The organism is Bacillus sp. AFS002410 (genome assembly GCF_002556365.1).
In the GTDB taxonomy this organism is placed as follows: Bacteria; Bacillota; Bacilli; order Bacillales; family Bacillaceae_G; genus Gottfriedia.
In genome coordinates, this window is record NZ_NUEU01000002.1 from 1 (window position 1) to 18212 (window position 18212).

14 protein-coding genes and 1 riboswitch are annotated in these 18212 nt (G+C 31.8%); of the genes, 1 reads left to right on the forward strand and 13 read right to left on the reverse strand.

All coding sequences use genetic code 11. The annotated features are described in order from the left end of the window. The 6 genes from CN692_RS02010 to CN692_RS02040 all read right to left on the reverse strand — a co-directional run. Positions 1–296: VOC family protein (locus CN692_RS02010; RefSeq protein ID WP_142317480.1), on the reverse strand; the 296-nt coding region annotated here is incomplete at its 3' end. Positions 297–754: 458 nt separating this feature from the next. Continuing rightward, positions 755–1189, reverse strand: coding sequence for a hypothetical protein (locus tag CN692_RS02015; protein WP_142317375.1), 435 nt, complete (start codon positions 1187–1189; stop codon positions 755–757). 163 nt (positions 1190–1352) lie between these two features. Continuing rightward, a complete protein-coding gene (locus CN692_RS02020) occupies positions 1353–1805 on the reverse strand; it encodes an SRPBCC family protein (RefSeq protein ID WP_098117350.1) in 453 nt (150 codons plus the stop codon). A 450-nt stretch (positions 1806–2255) separates the two neighbouring features. Beyond that, positions 2256–2792 (reverse strand): sugar O-acetyltransferase, encoded by a 537-nt coding sequence (locus CN692_RS02030; RefSeq protein ID WP_098117352.1) that lies wholly within the window; start codon positions 2790–2792, stop codon positions 2256–2258. 21 nt (positions 2793–2813) lie between these two features. Continuing rightward, positions 2814–3584, reverse strand: a complete 771-nt coding sequence (locus tag CN692_RS02035; RefSeq protein ID WP_098117353.1) for a class I SAM-dependent methyltransferase — start codon at positions 3582–3584, stop codon at positions 2814–2816. Between the two features lie 145 nt (positions 3585–3729). Then, positions 3730–5184, reverse strand: a complete 1455-nt coding sequence (locus tag CN692_RS02040) for an NAD(P)/FAD-dependent oxidoreductase (RefSeq protein WP_098117354.1) — start codon at positions 5182–5184, stop codon at positions 3730–3732. A 360-nt stretch (positions 5185–5544) separates the two neighbouring features. Here CN692_RS02040 and CN692_RS02045 point away from each other — a divergent pair, with 360 nt between their 5' ends. After that, complete coding sequence (locus CN692_RS02045; protein WP_098117355.1) at positions 5545–5967, forward strand: hypothetical protein; 423 nt, start codon at positions 5545–5547, stop codon at positions 5965–5967. 421 nt (positions 5968–6388) lie between these two features. On the opposite strand, the gene CN692_RS02050 is transcribed toward CN692_RS02045, so the two are convergent. The 7 genes from CN692_RS02050 to CN692_RS02080 all read right to left on the reverse strand — a co-directional run bounded on the left by CN692_RS02050 (position 6389) and on the right by CN692_RS02080 (position 17877). Beyond that, positions 6389–7573, reverse strand: coding sequence for a trans-sulfuration enzyme family protein (locus CN692_RS02050; protein WP_098117356.1), 1185 nt, complete (start codon positions 7571–7573; stop codon positions 6389–6391). 5 nt (positions 7574–7578) lie between these two features. Further along, complete coding sequence (locus CN692_RS02055; RefSeq protein ID WP_098117357.1) at positions 7579–8748, reverse strand: trans-sulfuration enzyme family protein; 1170 nt, start codon at positions 8746–8748, stop codon at positions 7579–7581. Between the two features lie 78 nt (positions 8749–8826). Beyond that, positions 8827–8930, reverse strand: a riboswitch (SAM riboswitch). A gap of 80 nt (positions 8931–9010) precedes the next feature. Further along, on the reverse strand, positions 9011–11284 hold the full coding sequence (locus tag CN692_RS02060; RefSeq protein WP_098117358.1) for an ATP-dependent DNA helicase: 2274 nt from the start codon (positions 11282–11284) through the stop codon (positions 9011–9013). Positions 11285–11500: 216 nt separating this feature from the next. Then, positions 11501–12028: a YcxB family protein gene (locus CN692_RS02065; RefSeq protein ID WP_098117359.1), complete on the reverse strand. Its 528-nt coding sequence runs from the start codon at positions 12026–12028 to the stop codon at positions 11501–11503. A 317-nt stretch (positions 12029–12345) separates the two neighbouring features. Continuing rightward, a complete protein-coding gene (locus tag CN692_RS02070; protein ID WP_098117360.1) occupies positions 12346–14133 on the reverse strand; it encodes an ABC transporter ATP-binding protein in 1788 nt (595 codons plus the stop codon). Next, entirely contained in the window at positions 14133–15869 is a 1737-nt protein-coding gene (locus CN692_RS02075; RefSeq protein WP_098117361.1) for an ABC transporter ATP-binding protein, read from the reverse strand. The genes CN692_RS02070 and CN692_RS02075 overlap by 1 nt, the downstream gene beginning before the upstream one ends. 376 nt (positions 15870–16245) lie before the next feature. Next, entirely contained in the window at positions 16246–17877 is a 1632-nt protein-coding gene (locus tag CN692_RS02080; protein WP_098117362.1) for a glycoside hydrolase family 13 protein, read from the reverse strand. Positions 17878–18212 lie beyond the last annotated feature (335 nt).

The window sequence follows — 18212 nt, forward strand, 5'->3', positions numbered from 1 at the left end:
ATTCCTATTGAAATCATTTCATTATAATCTCTCCAGAAATCATCTGTACCTAAAAATAGAAAAACTCTCCCACCAGCTTGATTGCCGATGAATGGCTCTTGCTCAGTTTTAGATGCTTTTGCTAGTAAAATAGTTGTTCCATTTGAACCGGGTGGAGATATTACTACCCATCTTTTATCCTGTTCAGGTTGATACGTATCCTCAATTAAATTAAAGTGTAATTTCTTTGTATAAAACTCGATTGCTTCATCATAATCTTTTACGACAAGAGCAATATGAACAATTGATTGGATCATATTCTTAACTCCTAACTTGAATTATATTAAAAAAATCTAGAGCGATTTTTATACATCTGACAACTGGTCAAGTTTTAAAATATGTAAAAGGCTGGTGATGTACGTTGATTGAAGCCTTGATTTTGATACTATTCGGAATACTATTTTCTCTTCTAGGATGGGTCTTTAACAACAATAATGACTCATACAACTTAGAAGTAGGATTACTTTTTTGGATCATCGGTTTTATTATTGAAACATTCGGTATTTTTTCTATATTTAGCCATAAATTTTTAGTCTTTATTTATCATATTTTCTTTCATTAATAATTGAATTTGAAAGAATTAGTACATCAAGTTAATTTTAAACTAATCCGACAACATAATAAATAGATGCTGACATTAAACTCTGATTTATAATTATCCTCTATGAAAATAGTTTTTTTACAAAACAAAAAGACTGTCGAAACAGTCTTTTTATTATTCATTTAATTTAGAAGCAAAAATCGGAATGAAAATGATTGTAATAAACACTAACAACAAAACAATTAACTCATTTTTCCATCTAAAATCATTGTCGCCATCATTTATATGTTTTTTTGTAAATTCATCAAATGATTTCGACGAGACAAGATTACTTGAATTCAGGATTTCACCTGTTTTTTCATCCAGTAAAAAAGTATTATAATTTGCAGTTTTAAAGAAATCATCTCTTACTGTGTTGTATTTTACAGCAATCGCCATTGCTTTCTCGTCTGTCGTTTGGCCTTTAATTGTTACATTCAATTCCTTTTGTTCGACGATCGAAGTTGAATTTTTAACATAATAATTAACTTCCTTACGATTATTTTTCTCTATTTGATCTAAATAGCGAGATGCTGCATTTGATGTTGATACACTCGATAAAAACAACAAAAAGAAACAAACGAAGCAAAATGCAATTCTTTTCAGGTTACATCCCCCCAGCTCTATTTAAATCTTCTAAATTATATTCAAAAGATTTTAAAATAGTCCTAGTGAGTATTTCTAGTTTGTCACTTTAATAAAGACATTGCTTTCTTCCACACTTTTACCAACTCTATAATTTTTCTGCATAATTTTTTATAAATGTATTTCTTTTCCATAATAACCGTTCCATATATGATTTTAAAAACAGTATATCCGCCAACTTGCCTAGTGCTCCTATTGGTGAAGTGTAATTGAATACATCCGTCATCAAAGTTCCATCATCCTTTAGTTCAAATATATGTTCATGCCTAAACCTTTTAAATGCTCCACTAACCATTTCATCTACAAATCTATTCGGTGGATCAAACTCTGTAATAATTGACGTTAACTGCTGACGAATGCCGAAATGAGTAGCTTCCCAAGTCACTGATTCTCCTAGTTCAATTAAGCCACTTGTTCGTCCCTTAACTGCTATTTCATTTGTATGGGATGTTGATTCCATATGAATATCAATATTTCGCGCTAAATCAAAGCATAGTTCAATTGGAGCATTAATTAACATAGATACTTTTATGATCGGCATTAGGCACACTCCTAGATCCAACATCTTTATCCAAAGATTCCGTTGTTTTAGAAATTCCTATATATAAACAAAATTAATAAAAGACCAATAATAAAGATTAAATATTTTATACTAGAACGAAATTGACGTTTTTCTAAAAAATAATAACTAACTGGCCAATATATTATAACTAAAAGAAAAAAGAGCAAATATGAGAGGTGAAAAAAGATATCAAAAGAAAAGAGAATCAATAGTATGACAATTCGTTCTTGAATTTCCATCGCTGTCTTTATTCCCATTAAAAGCTCTCCTTTATTTTGTGATCGTATTAATAGTTTATTTCTACTACTCTTACATAAGTCCTTTTCAATTTAACTACACTCAAAGGTTATAAAAAAAAGACTGTAAAAACAGTCCAATAGTTCCTACCATATAAATCAATTGTTAAATAGATTAGTTAATTTTCTCATATTATATACTTTTTATAAATTTAGCCGGATTGCCAGCCACTACTGTATTAGCAGGAACATCCTTCGTAACTACTGAACCAGCAGCAACGATTGAATTATCCTCAATCGTGATACCAGGTAAAATAGTGCAACTTCCCCCAATCCACACATCATCACCAATCGTAATCGGTATCGCATAACCACTTTTATTACGATCGTTTGGTTCAATAGAATGGCCAGCTGTATAGATTCCAACATTCGGGCCAATCATGCAGTTTTTTCCTATTCTCACTTCTGCCATATCTAAGATAGTACAGTTATAACCAGCATAGAAATTATCACCTACATGAATGTTATAACCTAAATCACAATGAAAGTTATGTTCAATACTCGGATTTTCTCCTACAGTTCCAAACAGCTCTTTTATAATTTCTTCTTTTCTTTCGAACGATTCTACACTAATGTTATTAAACTCTTGAACAAGCTTATGGGCACGAATATTTTTCATTTTTAATTCTTCTGTTCCGCGTTTATAATAAATTTTCTCTCTATTTTCCATTTTAGTCTCCTTTTTAATCATTCATTTCTTTCCACTAAAAATCATCGCATTTCCTAATACTTTTTTATGTAATAGAAGCTTTGGCAATTTCATCTCATTATCAATTGTAGAGCTGTTCAATACGGATACACTATGTTTCTGTAATTCATTTAATAGCTCATTTTCGTCACCAAATATTTTTTCGTCCATAAATAAATCTAAGAAAACAAATTTCCCACCAGGTTTCAATACTCTTAATGCCTCTTTCATTACATCCGTTTTATTACTTCGATCCTTTACTTCATGAATTGTTAGACAACTTACAATTAGATCGAATTCATCGTCATTAAAAGGGAGCTCAGAAGCACTTGCTTTCTGAAAATCAATTTGGTTTGCGACACCTTCTATTTCTGCATTTTGCTGGCATTGTGCTTTTGAATATTCCCAATTACCACCCCAATAATCAATTCCAGTTAAAGTGGACTTAGGAAAAGCCTTTGCGAGTTTAATAATCAAAGAACCGCTACCCGTTCCAATATCTAGAATTTTGCCATTTCCATCCCAATTCACTTTCGAAACAATTAAATCATGTATTTTTGATTGATAATTCCCTCCATTCGCTGCAAATTGATAAATCGAATAGGAAAGTATAAATGTTATATAAATAAAAGGCAGTGCTATAATACCTGAGAGGATTCGCACGTATGTATTGATCGGTAATAGTGCTATTAAAAGTAGAACGAGTGAAATTACTAAGAATATGATCAGTTTATAAATTCGGATCCACGTTTGATATTTTGTTTTTGATTTCAAGAGTTCACCTACCTTAAAGTTTTTTTATTCATTATACATCTACTAACGTATATCAGTAATTCCTTTTTAAGCTAAACTTTGAGAATATTTTATAATAATATAAAACCTCTAATGCAAAATGCATTAGAGGTTTTTCAAGTAAGTATTAAACCGTAACTAATTCTTTCTCTTTACTTCCAATTTTCGTAATGATATCACGGGCGATCCATACGCCACATGCACTTGCTTGAGCTAAACCACGAGTTACGCCAGCTCCATCTCCACCTAGATATAATCCAGAGATTTCACTTTCAAAGTGTTCATTTAATTTTGGACGAGCTGAGTAGAATTTTGCTTCTACGCCATAGAAAAGTGTGTGTTCTGCAGCGATACCTGGTGTAACGTGATTTAATGCTTCAACCATTTCAATTAAACTTTTCATTGTATTGTATGGTAACACTAATCCTAAATCTCCTGGCACTGCTTCTTTTAAAGTTGGTTCTAAAAACCCTTCTTTAATACGTTTTTCAGTTGAACGGCGACCTCTTAAGATATCTCCGTATTTTTGTACAATTACACCACCATGTGAAAGCATGTTAGCAAGGCGTGAAACTTCATGTGCATATTCATTTGGTTTATCAAATGGTTCTGCGAATTGATGTGATACTAATAATGCAAAGTTTGTGTTTGGACTTCCTAATTTAGGGTCTTTATAAGCGTGACCATTAGCAGTCATAATACCAGAATGGTTTTCAACTACTACGTGACCAGATGGATTACTACAGAATGTTCTGACTTTAGTACCCACGCTAGTGTTAAATACAAATTTACCTTCGTATAAGTGCTTGTTGATTTCTTCCATAACAACATTTGAAGTTTCTACACGTACACCAATATCTACTTGGTTCGTTGACATTTTTAAACGACGTTTTTTCATCACATCAGTTAACCATTTTGATCCATCACGACCTGGTACAATGACAACTTTCTCAGCTAGTAATTCTTCACCATTTTTTAATTTAATACCTCTAACATTATGAATACCCTCAACTTTTTCAGTTAATAAGTCCTCTACTTCAGTTTTATATCTCATTTCAATTTTCGTTTTTAAATATTCATATATACTTTTTAGAATTTCTAAGTTTTGCTCAGTTCCTAAATGACGAACTTGTGCACGTAATAATTTTAGTCCTGCAGCATAACCACGACGTTCAATGTCTCTTACTTCTTCAGTTAATGGATCAGTGATCGATTCAGTCGCTCCATGTTGTAAATTAATTTCATCAACATATTTTATTAATTCTACTACATGTGAGTCTGATAAGTAATCTGTCATCCATCCACCAAATTCACTTGTAATATTAAATTTCCCATCTGAATATGCTCCTGCACCACCAAAACCATTTGTAATTGAACATGCTGGTAAGCATCCTGAAAATTCTTTTTTACCTGCAGCAGGCGGACATTTTTCAATTTTCTTTTGTAAAATCGGGCAATGTCTTGCGAATATATCATGTCCTTTATCAACAAGTATTACTTTAGCATTCGGCATTTTTAAAGTTAATTCATAGCAAGTAAAGATTCCAGCAGGACCTGCTCCAACAACGATTACATCATACATTTATATTTACCCCCAAAAGGTTTAAGTTATTTCATTTATTCAACCTAAGATAGAATACCATCAATATGAAAGGGTTTCAAGTAAAAATACGAACAATCACATTATTTTTTTAAAAAATTATTCGTTTATTATTACAAGTGAAACCTTTTCATCATCTTCCATCAACAGTCAACTGGTTTTTTTGTCCAAAATTAGACAATTCAAATTTAAAAATTAATTAATTTTAGTCATAGTATTTTATCTCATTTTAAGTAAAGTTTAACGTTTGAAATAGAAAAATAACAAATCGAATAGAAACACAATTAGATGAACTTGAATAGTTATATAAATAATAGATTTTTCATATTGGAGTTGGAATAGATGCTAGAAGAAAATTTCAAGGAAAAGGAAGGTAAAGACCAAGAACAGAAAACTAATATAGATGATGACAGTTTACAAGCAAGTCTTGAAAGACAAATCGTGGCTGCCTCATGGGTTAAAGCAGTGGCACAATTGTATGAAACGATTACATTATCCAAATTATATTCAATCGACAAAGATCCAATCTTTCAAGGGAAAAGAGATATCATATCAGGAATGTGGATTGGTACAGCTGGTCAATTATCCGTAGCTTTTTTCGTTTCTAAGCAATTGTTCACTTCAGATAAAATAAATTTACTTGATTTACAAAGAAAAATTGTGCTTTCTGACTCAATTCAAATAGTTGGTAATGCATTGGCACTAATTGGTGCAGCTGAAGTAATTCAAGAGGAAGTTGGTGATGGGGAAATATTCCTTTCATAGTCAGATCTATATGAAATTAAAATACATTTAACTCTTTATTAAAAAAGTGCAAAATCAAAAAACATGTATAAATCCCACAAGAAACCTTGTGGGATTTTGTGTAACATCTTTATTTGGAAGTATATTCTTCTCGTTCCAACTAATTATCGTTCGGTTTTTGCAATTATAGAACTGATTTCATCTCGAAAAATCATTTTCTAGAATTAACATATCAACCTGATTTGGTATTATATCAACGAGATTTAATGATTTATCAACGAATAATCGTCATATATCAACGAGGCTTTATGATTTATCAACGAGTAAACGTCATTTATCAACGAGATTTAATGATTTATCAACGAGTAAACGTCATTTATCAACGAAGTTCACAACTTTATCAATATTGTTCAATTTATGTTCGCATTTTGAAATTGTACTTTTAATTATTAGATTTCCCCGTGCCGTGTACTGCTTGCTTTTCTCTTGCTCCTTCGTTTAAAGCTTTTCGGAAACTTTCAATTAAGTCTTCAAGATCCTCTAATCCAACAGATACTCGAATTAGTGTATCTTTAACACCTAATCTTTCACGTACATCAACAGGTATTGCTGCATGAGACATCTTCACAGGATATGAAACGATTGTCTCTACACCGCCAAGTGAAACAGCAACTGCTACATTTTCGACTGTTTGAAGGAATTTCGTCGTTTGTTCAATTGTTTTTAATGTAAATGAAAGGACTGCTCCTCCTCCCGAAGCCTGCTCAAAGTGAATATCGTGACCAGGATGATTTTTTAATCCTGGGTAATAGACATCCTCAACTTCTTCTTGTTCTAAAAGCCAATTCGCTAATTTTGAAGCAGTTTGTTCATACGCATCCATACGAACCTTTAGTGTCTTTAATCCTCTAAGTGTTAACCAACAATCTTGCGGGCCTAAAATTGCACCGAATGAATTTTGGATTGTGTATAATTCTTGTGCAAGTTCTTCAGAATTTACGACTGCTAAACCTCCAATTACATCACTATGGCCTGCTATAAATTTTGTTGCACTATGAACGACAATATCTGCGCCTAAGTCTAGTGGTTTTTGTAAATATGGTGATAAAAAGCTATTATCTACAATTACTAGAATGTCATTTTTTTTCGCAAGTTTAATCGCACCACTTAAGTCAGTAATTTTCAAAAGTGGGTTAGATGGGGTCTCTAAATAAAGTCCCTTTGTATTTGGCTTTATTCCTGCTTCAATCTCTTGTAAATTTGAGGCGTCTACAAATGTGAACTCGATTCCAAAGCGATTTAATACTTTCGTCGCTATTCTGAAAGTCCCTCCATAAACATCCTCACAAATAACAATATGATCTCCTGCTGAGAACAGTGATAAAACAGATGAAATAGCAGCCATCCCTGATGAGAACGCAAAGCCGCGCACACCGTTTTCTAATTTTGCAATTGTATTTTCTAATGCTTCTCTTGTTGGGTTCCCACTTCTTGCATAGTCATATTTCCCAAAATTCTCAATATCAAATTGATGAAATGTTGAAGTCTGATAGATCGGAATACTTAATGCACCTGTCGTCGGATCCACTTCATTTCCATTATGAATTAATTTAGTTCCAAATTTCAATTTTATCACCCCAATGCATTTTCTAAGTCATTTAATAAATCATCGATATGTTCAATTCCTACTGACAATCGTAGTGTATGGTCATCTAGACCAAGCTTTCGTTTAAATTCCTCAGGCATTTCAGAATGAGTTTGAGTATGAGGATACGTTATTAGCGATTCAACTCCACCTAAACTTTCTGCAAATGTAATGACGTTTACACTTCCTAAAACTTGTTCAACTAAACTTAAATCTTTCACTTTAAATGAAATCATTGCCCCAAATCCAGTTGCTTGTTCTTTAATAATTGAATACCCTTTATGTGTTGGTAGTCCTACATAGTACACTTCAGTAACATTCGGATGATTTTCTAAATAATTTGCAAGTACGATTGCATTTTTTTGACTATATTCCATACGTAAGTGCAATGTTTTAATTCCTCTTAAAATTAACCAAGAGTCAAATGGAGCTAAAGTTGCACCCGTTGATTTTTGATAGTAGCGTATACGCTCATTCGTAGATTCTGAGTTTGTCACAACAAAGCCGGCAAGTGTATCATTATGGCCACCTAAATACTTCGTTCCACTATGAACAACAACATCTGCGCCTAATTCGATTGGTTTGAAGAAATAAGGTGTTAAAAATGTATTATCGACAATCACTAGAATGTCTCGTTCTTTTGCAATCTCAACAACTCTTTTTAAATCCGTTACTTTCATCATTGGATTTGAAGGTGTTTCAATAAAAATTCCTTTTGTGTTCGGTTTAAGTGAAGCCAGAATTTCTTCAATTTCAGTTGTATCAATAAAATTATGCTCAATTCCATACGGTGAATAGATTTCTTCAAACAGACGATATGTTCCACCGTATAAATCATCTGACACAATTACGTGATCTCCTTTTTTAAATAAACTTAATACTGCTGTAACGGCTGCATTTCCAGTTGCAAATGCAACACCAAAATTTGCGTTTTCTAATTTTGCCACAGTATTTTCTACTTCTTCTCGAGTTGGATTTTGTAATCTTGCATAATCATATCCAGTCGATTGGTTTAATCCTGCATGCTTAAATGTTGCAGATTGATAAATAGGATAACTGATTGCACCAGTTAGTGGATCAAATCCTTTACTTCCATGTACAGCAATTGTTTCGATTGATTTTTCCTTCGTATTTAAAGCTACTTTTGTCTTAGTCATTATTAAATCCCCCATTTTAGTCAAAATAAAAAACCACTTCTTAAAAAATAAGAAGTGGTTATGTTCGATAACATATCGCTCTTATCTTCCAGGTTATATACCTGCAGGATTTAGCACTTTCTAGTTTTCACTAGAGTTGCCGGGTTTCGTCGGGCCAGTCCCTCCACCGCTCTTGATAAGATTATTTAATTATATTGATTAGTATATTAAAAACTCTGATAATTATCAATTGTTTTTTTCGAATTATTTAATTATTAACATTTCATTTCCATTCTACCGGTAGTAAATTTTGATAAAGTGCACTCTTATATCGATCATCTATTAGTAACAAAGTCCCTTTATCCGTTTCTGATCGGATAACTCTTCCACCTGCTTGCATGACTTTATTCATCCCTGGAAAGACATATGCATAATAATACCCATTTTTCCCAACCGAATTAAAATGATCTTTTAAAATATTTCTTTCTAAACAGATTTGTGGCAATCCTACACCAATTACTACGACACCATTTAATCGATCGCCCTTTAAATCGATCCCCTCGGAGAAAATTCCACCTAATACAGCAAATCCAACTAAAGTCTCTTCATTAAGACTATTAAATTGTAATAGAAAATCTTCTCTCTCAAATTCTGACATTCCATTTTCTTGAACAATCGTTTTAATAGTCGGATACTTAGTTTGAAATAATTCGATACTTTGAATGAGATATTGATAAGAAGGATAGAAAACTAAATAATTCCCTTTACTTTTCGAAATTTCTTTATAAATCGTATCGACTAATCTTTCTAAATTTTTTTCACGATCTTGATATCGGGTCGATAAAGAGTCAATTGTTACTTGAAGTTGCTCTTTACTAAAAGGCGAATCAATAGAAATCGTATAATCACGTTCTTGATCGCCAAGCATATCTTGAAAATACTGTACTGGCGTTAAGGTTGCTGAGAAATAAATAGTAGAGCGAAATTTTTTTATAACATCATTTACTACTTTAGATGGATCAAGGCAAAATAGTTTTACGTGAACCTCACTTTTATAAAGCTCATAGTAGCAAATATACTGTTCATCAAAAAACTCTGCGATTTTAACAAAGTTGAGTGATTCAAAATACGTATCTAGTAGAATTTGTTTATTATCATCCTCGTCCAATTCCTGCAATTTAATTTCTGCTATTTCATTAAATTTGTGAAGAAGCTCTATTAAATCCTCATCAAATTCCTTTGAAACAGGAGCAACAGTATCCTTCCAAATTTTTCTTAATTCTATAAATCGTTTATTAATGTCATTTACAGATTCATATAAATCATCTTTAATACTTTTATATCTATTTTTTAACTCTAAAAATTTAGATTTAAAAATACTTGCAGAATACATTTCTCTGGCACGATCGACAAGATTATGAGCTTCGTCAATTAGTAATACCGAACTACGTTTATGTTCATCGAATAATCGCTTTAATGATACTCTAGGGTCGAAAATATAATTAACATCACAAATAATGGCATCTGAAGAATTTAATAAATCTAACGAATATTCAAATGGACAGACTTTATGTTTACGTGCATATTCTTCAATTTTCTCTCGTGTAAAAGCCGTTTGAGACGAAAGAATATCAAGTACAGCCCCATTTATCCGATCGTAGTATCCATTAGCAAATTCACAATATTCCTTTTGACAAATAGTCTCTTCTTTAAAACAAATTTTATCTTTTGCCGTAATCGTTGTGCATGATATACATAATCCTTGATCTGTCATTCGCTTAAACGCTTCTTCAGCAACAGTCCTAGTAATCGTTTTCGATGTTAAGTAAAACATACGATTTATACTATTCTCACCCATACTTTTAATAGTCGGAAATATGGTTGAAACGGTTTTACCTATACCCGTCGGAGCGATAGCAAATAAATTATTACTTTCCTGGATTGTTTGATATACCGCTCCAGCTAGTTTCCTTTGTCCTTTTCGAAATGAAGGAAACGGGAAGCTTAAATCTTTAATCGTTTGATTACGTAATTCAATATGATCATACTTCCATTTTGCAAAAGGATAATAGCTCTCTAACATCTTATACAGATAATTCGTTAAATCATTTTTTGTAAACAAAAGATAAAAGCTCATTTTTTGTTCCGATAAAATATTAACGTAAGTAAGCTTGATGGTGATCTGTTCAAGCTGCAATTCTTCACAAATAAAATACCCATATACTTTTGCTTGAGCCCAATGAACCGGATAAGAATTTTCACTTATTTCATTCAAATCCTTCATTGTTGATTTAATTTCTTCTATTATGTATTGATCATCATTTAATAATAATCCGTCACATCTACCTTCAATTTGAAATTCCAATTGTTCATATGCGACGGTTCCAGAAATATGTCGTTCTTTTACATCAGATTCTCCGTATTCACTTTGAATTTTTTGATGTGCCTTTGTTCCTTCGATTAATGAAACCGAACTTTTAAATGTTAAATCAATACTTCCCGCTGTATGAGCATACTCAACTAGCGAACGTACTGAAACTTTTATACAATTTTCCACTTGAGCATCCCCTTTTTTGTTCATTTTACCATATTTCATATTACTTGATTAGGTGGTGGTGCTTTAAAATAAAAAAGTTCAAGTTAGGTAAATAACTTGAACTTACAGTGAAAATAAATATTAATTTCAAAACACCAGGAATTACTAACTTTTAAGAATCAGCGTTACTTAAGATGATGTGTACTATTATTATTGAAAAAAAAAAGCCAACAATCATTAACAATACAAAACTTCAATATTATATTTTCGATAAAATTGCAATAACTTCTCCATATCATCTTTAATTGCTTCTAACGGCACTATAATCGCCTTCATACTTGTAACATAAATATAAAAGTATTTCTTCGTTCCTTTTACTTCAACGATATGATCCCATTTTATTTCATGAACACTTGATTGTGTAATTTCTTTAATGCCATTCTCATCAACTTTAAGTGAATGCTCGCCGAATAATGATTCGTTATTTTTATTATTTAGAAGTTTCAACATTTTATTTTTACTTGCTCTGTAATATAACTTTGGAAAATAAACGTAAATAACAATCGCTACTAACGAAAAGGCAAGTAAATAGCCGATTATAGGTTGCTCTAGTAGAAAAGAAATTAGAAATGGTATTACTAAATAAATTAAACTTACAGCAATTCGATTATTAGTTAATGATTTTTGGACAGTTTTTGAGTTTTTCAATTCATGTAAATTAAATTCAATATAATCATCCAAATTTATTTCATAATTAAGTTTCATACTTTACCTCCATTTTCTAATTAATATTTAATTACTAATATTCTAACATTAGTAAAACACAGAAAATATAGATATTTCATCTACAAATATTAAGATGACTTTTCAAGATTCATAGAATTAATTCTTATATTAAGAGTTCGTAATAATTCATTGCAAAAGTTCTATTTTATCTTTCATAAAGAAACTTGTCTTAAAGTAATTAAACCTAAATGAACGTCAACTTATAATAAATAAGGGTAGATTCAACTTATATAAGCTGAATCTACCCTTATTCGTTAAACAACTAAAACGACCCTCAATTTATACAAAATAATTCATTAAGCTCCATCATTGATAAAGCTATATTGCGCCATGTATAAATTATAATAATGTCCTTTTAATCTTAATAACTCTTCATGTGTTCCACTTTCTTCAACATTACCATTACCAATTACCATGATTTTGTCACAATCACGGATTGTCGATAAGCGGTGGGCAATTACAAATGAAGTACGACCCTCTAATAGCTTCTCGATTCCGTTTTGGACTAATTTTTCTGTATGTGTATCGATATTAGACGTTGCCTCATCTAAGATTAAAATACGAGGATTAGCAAGTAACGCACGTGCAAAAGAGATTAATTGTCTTTGACCTAATGAAAGTCTTGAGCCCCTCTCATTAACGTCCGTATCATAACCATCCTCCATTTTAATGATAAAGTCATGTGCATGGACTGCTTTTGCTGCAGCGATTACTTCTTCATCTGTTGCATTCAATTTACCGTATCGAATATTTTCCATGATTGAAGTTGAGAATAGGAACGTGTCTTGTAGCATGATTCCCATTTGACTTCTATAAGATTCCAAATCTACTTTTTTAATATCTTTTCCATCAACTAAAATTCTACCTTTAGTCGGGTCATAAAAACGACTTATTAGAGAAACAATCGTCGTTTTACCTGCACCAGTTGCACCTACTAAGGCAATTTTTTCACCCGGATTTATTGTGAAATTTACATTTTTTAATACTGTTGATTTTTCATCATAACCAAACGTTAAATTATCAAATCGAATTTCTCCTTTGATTCGTCCGATTGCTGGTGCATTTTCTTCACTAATTATTTCAGGATCAATATCCATAATGTCAAAAATGCGGTCAGCTGCGGAGAAATTTGATATTAATGTATTATAAAAGTTTGATAAGTTCATAATTGGGCGCCAGAACATTCCAATATACATAGAAAATGCGATTAATGTACCGACTTCTATTTCTTGCGTAGTTACAAGCTTATACCCAGCATAAAAAACAATTACCGTACCAACACCCCAAGATAGCTCAACTAATGGCCAAAAGAAATCATTCATTTTTACTGCTTTCATGAATGAACCCATTAGTTCCGAAACCTTCTCTTTAAAGTCTTTTTCTTTATCTTTTTCTTTCGCAAAAGACTGCACAACTTTTATACCTGAAAAATCTTCATGTATAAATGCAATTAGATTTGAACGTTTCTTTCGATAATCGTCCCATCTTTTACGTGCTCTTGTTTCAATATAAAACATAGCGGCTGCCAAAAATGGGAGAATAGATACAGATGCGATTGCTAGTTTAACATTTAAAACAAACATTACAACTGTAACACAGACTAAGCTTAATAATTCTGGTATTAATGTTTGAATACTTTGGTTGAATAAATTTTGAAGCGCACTAATATCCCCCATTACACGAGCCAAAATTTTCCCAACCGGACGGTTATCAAAAAATGTAAATGACAATTTTTGAATATGTTTATACAGCTCGTGACGAATATTTACTAAAATATTATTCGTAACTGAGCTGATTAATGTCCAGCGAGTTTTAGAAGCGATCATAGCTAGGAAATTCAGCACTAATAATATTGCCCCGATTATTAAGAGACCTTTTACATCATGGTTTTTAATATTTGTATCGATTGCTATCTTTAATAAATACGGGTTTAATATACCAACTACCATTACGAATAACATTAAACAAATAACGGTAAAGGTTTTTAGTTTAAAAGGTTTTAAATACGTCCCGAGCCTATAAATCAGCTCGGTTTTACTACGGTTTAGCTGGTCTTCATCGCGATTAATCGTATTTTGCGCCATTAGATCACCCCACTTTCGACTGTTTCAAAATCTTTGAATTGTTCTTCATAAACTTCAAAGTATTTTCCTTTTTTATCAAGTAATTGCTTATGATTTCCTTTTTCAACTATTTCTCCATTTTCAACAAATAATATTAAATCGGCATTTTTCACCGCTGAAATACGGTGCGCAATAATAAATGTTGTACTATGTGAGAATCGTCTATTTAAGTTGTGTAATAATTCATACTCCGTTTCCATATCTAACGCAGAAGTTGCATCGTCTAAAATTAGGATTGGAGCTTTACGTAATAAGGCACGTGCAATTGAAATACGTTGTTTTTGTCCTCCAGATAAACCAATACCTCGCTCACCAATTTCGGTATTGAATCCATCTTCTAACTCTTCGATAAAGTCTAGACAACAAGCAATTCGGCATGCATCGCGGATTTCATCCATAGTAGCTTCAGGATTTCCTAGTTTAATATTATTTTCAATCGTATCTGAGAATAGGAATGTATCCTGTGAAACTAGAGACATATTTTGACGTAAAGAAGTTAAATTAAAATCTTTAACATTAATGCCATCTACTAAAACTTCTCCGCTTGCCACATCGTATGAGCGACCAATTAAATGAAGAATTGAAGATTTCCCTGCGCCAGTCGTCCCCATAATTGCTACTTTACTACCACTTGGAATATATAGATTAATATCTTTTAAGACAATTTCATCGTTGTATTTAAAGTTAACATTTTTATATTCCACTGAACCGTCAACAAGATTTGGCGTATATGCCCCCTCTTTATTCTCGATTGCTGTTTTACGATCTAAAATATCAAAAATCTTTTTCGCAGAAGCTTGGTTTTTAGAAAGTACATCCGTTAACCAGCCTAACATTCTCATCGGCCAAATTAAGTTCCAAATGTATCCACTAAACGCAACAAGTTCACCTAACGTCATGCTTTCTTGCAAAACAAAATATCCACCAATAATGATCATCGCTACAAGTGCAATATTTGTTAAAAATTCAATATTAGGAAAATATTTTCGCATTGTTTTAGCTTGAGCCATATTTAAATCATAGTAACCACGATTCATTTTTAAAAATTTCAACGTCTCGTGTTTTTCTCTAGCAAACGCTTTAACTAATCTTACACCTGCAATATTTTGTTGTGCTGTAGTATTAATTTCAGCAGTGTGGTCACTTATTTTACCGTAACCTTTATTTAATAAGCGATTTAAACGTGTACCCATATATCCAATTGGAATCATAATTGCTAAACAAATTAGAGCTAATTTCCAATTAATCACAAATAAGATAACTGTGCTGAGAGTAAAATAAATAATATTTTCAACAAATAATCTTAGTCCAAATGCAATTGTTTGCCATATATTTTCCACATCTTCATTAATCCTTGAAAGTAATTCACCAGTATTCATTGAGTCAAAATACTTAAACTCAAAGCTTTGAATATGCTTGAACATATCATTTTTAATATCTTCATGTACTTTCGAGCTTACTAAATCATACAGATATTCTTTTACATAACCAAAAATAGATTTAATAATTGTGACACCAATAATCCCCCCAATTACTGGAAGAACGACTGATGATTTTCCTTTTGTAATTCCATCATCAATTAAAATCATTTGTAAATACGGAATTAAATGATCTACACCAATAACCAAGACCATTGAAATTGAACCAATAATAAATGTTAGCTTATGTCTATAGACATATTTTAATATTCGAGACACTCTTTTACCTCCTTTGTATCAATCAACCTATCTCTACGCAACCCTCCACTTTTTTTGACAACAAAAAGCCATGGGATAATTTTCCATACCCCATGGCCATAAAGAAACGTTTCGACCAAAAACAAACAAAAATGTTTCGTTCTTTTTGGAACAAAAAAGCCATGGGGAATATAAACCCATGGCTAGATCGTCAATTGAAATCTAAATTTCAACGTGGTCCGTCCTGCGTAGAGATAGGGTTCATAATCAGTATGAAATTATTTGTTGCTGTCGCGTTTAATTTTCTTACAATCATCATGTTAACCTACCTCCTTCTTATTTGATAATCTTATCATATACGAGTACAGTTTAAAATGTCAAACTATTTTTAATAAATTTAAAATTTAATTTTAAATATTACAGCTTCATACGGTCTTAAGCTTAGCTTCTCAATCGTTAAACTTGAATCTTTGTAATTACTTAATAATATACTTACTTCATCATAACGAGCAATATAACTAAATGTTGATTCATCTTTCGTAAAATTTGCAACAATTAACAGTTTTTCATCTTGGTCCTGGCGTAAATACGCAAATATTTTTTCATCCTTTTCAGCGAGCATTTCAAATGAACCATAAACAATAGCAGGAATTTCTTTTCTAAATTGAATTAATTGACGATAATGATGAAAAATTGAATCTGGATCGTTTATCGATTTCTCAACATTAATATTCGTATAATTTGGATTTACTGTTAACCAAGGATTTCCACTCGTAAAACCACCATTCTGATCCCCATTCCACTGCATTGGGGTGCGAGCATTATCTCTACCTTTTGTATAAATTGATTCCATTATTTCTTCATGCTTGTACCCATTTGAAATTCGTTCGTTATACATATTCTTCGTTTCAATATCGTCATATTCCTCAATACTTTCAAAACGAATATTTGTCATTCCAATTTCTTCACCTTGATAAATATAAGGTGTACCTTGCATTAAATGTAGTATGGTTGCAAGCATTTTTGCACTTTCAATTCGATATTCCTCATCATTACCCCATCTTGAAACAATTCGTGGTAAATCGTGATTATTCCAAAATAAGCTATTCCAAGCCTTCCCATCAAGCTGTGTTTGCCATTTATTAAATACTTCTTTAAGCTCCAATAAATTCAATGGCTTTAAATCCCACTTTTCTTTTCCTTCTTGTTGATCTAGACCTATATGCTCAAATTGAAAGATCATACTTAATTCATTTCGAGCTGGATCCGAATAAAGTTTTGCAATTTCAGGGGTTGCTCCCCAAGTTTCACCTACTGTTAAAACGTCACGATTTCCAAACGTTTTTTGATTCATCTCTTGTAAATAATCGTGTAGCTTCGGTCCGTTTGCAGTAATCTCTTGGTCAGGAAGCTTCCCGATTAAATCAATTACATCCATACGGAACCCGCCAATACCTTTATCAAGCCAAAAATTCATCATATTATATACTTCATCATGTACTTTTGGATTCTCCCAATTTAAATCAGGCTGCCTTTTACTAAATAAATGTAAGAAATATTGACCAGTTTGCTCATCATATTTCCAAGCACTACCACTGAATACAGAAGGAAGATCATTTGGTTCACTTCCGTTTACAGGATCTCTCCATACATAATAATCTCGATAAGGATTATCTTTACTTTTTCGTGATTCAATGAACCATGGATGCTCATCAGAAGTATGGTTTACGACTAAATCCATTACTATTTTAATTCCATGTTTATTTGCTTCAGAAATTAAATGATCCATATCTTCCATCGTACCGAACTCTTCCATAATGTCACAATAGTCGCTAATATCGTAACCGTTATCATCATTAGGAGATTTATATACAGGACTCAACCAAATTACATCTATACCTAATAGCTTTAAATAATCAAGCTTCTCAATAATTCCTTTAATATCGCCGATTCCATCAGCATTACTATCCATAAAACTTCTAGGATAAATTTGATATACTACGCTATTATGCCACCATTTTTTCTCCATTTTAATTGCCTCCTAGATTATGTATCAATTTAAATCTTAAAAACTCTATTTCCATTCTAGTTAAAACCTGTTTGTCCAAAACTTTTTGAACAAGTAATTTAAAATATAAAACATAGGTCAAAAAAGATTAAAACAATTACGGTAAGTGAAATTTCAAAGAATTGAATCCTCTTCCGAAATTTGTGCAACCGTGTGCATTTTTTCTGTTAAAATAATAGCAAAGTTTTAGAAGACTGGTCCACACTCTTTTTAACCGCTTACATTTACTATTTTAACAAGATTGATTCGTAATGCAACCATTTACATTTTTTAAATAGATTTCGAACTCCTTAGAT

What these genes read in the sequence shown, in the direction of transcription:
- CN692_RS02020 (WP_098117350.1), bottom strand. Translation starts at nt 1,805, where the DNA reads ATGCCGATCATAAAAGTATCTATGTTAATTAATGCTCCAATTGAACTA.
- CN692_RS02030 (WP_098117352.1), bottom strand. Translation starts at nt 2,792, where the DNA reads ATGGAAAATAGAGAGAAAATTTATTATAAACGCGGAACAGAAGAATTA.
- CN692_RS02040 (WP_098117354.1), bottom strand. Translation starts at nt 5,184, where the DNA reads ATGTATGATGTAATCGTTGTTGGAGCAGGTCCTGCTGGAATCTTTACT.
- CN692_RS02045 (WP_098117355.1), top strand. Translation starts at nt 5,545, where the DNA reads ATGCTAGAAGAAAATTTCAAGGAAAAGGAAGGTAAAGACCAAGAACAG.
- CN692_RS02055 (WP_098117357.1), bottom strand. Translation starts at nt 8,748, where the DNA reads ATGACTAAGACAAAAGTAGCTTTAAATACGAAGGAAAAATCAATCGAA.
- CN692_RS02065 (WP_098117359.1), bottom strand. Translation starts at nt 12,028, where the DNA reads ATGAAACTTAATTATGAAATAAATTTGGATGATTATATTGAATTTAAT.
- CN692_RS02070 (WP_098117360.1), bottom strand. Translation starts at nt 14,133, where the DNA reads ATGGCGCAAAATACGATTAATCGCGATGAAGACCAGCTAAACCGTAGT.
- CN692_RS02080 (WP_098117362.1), bottom strand. Translation starts at nt 17,877, where the DNA reads ATGGAGAAAAAATGGTGGCATAATAGCGTAGTATATCAAATTTATCCT.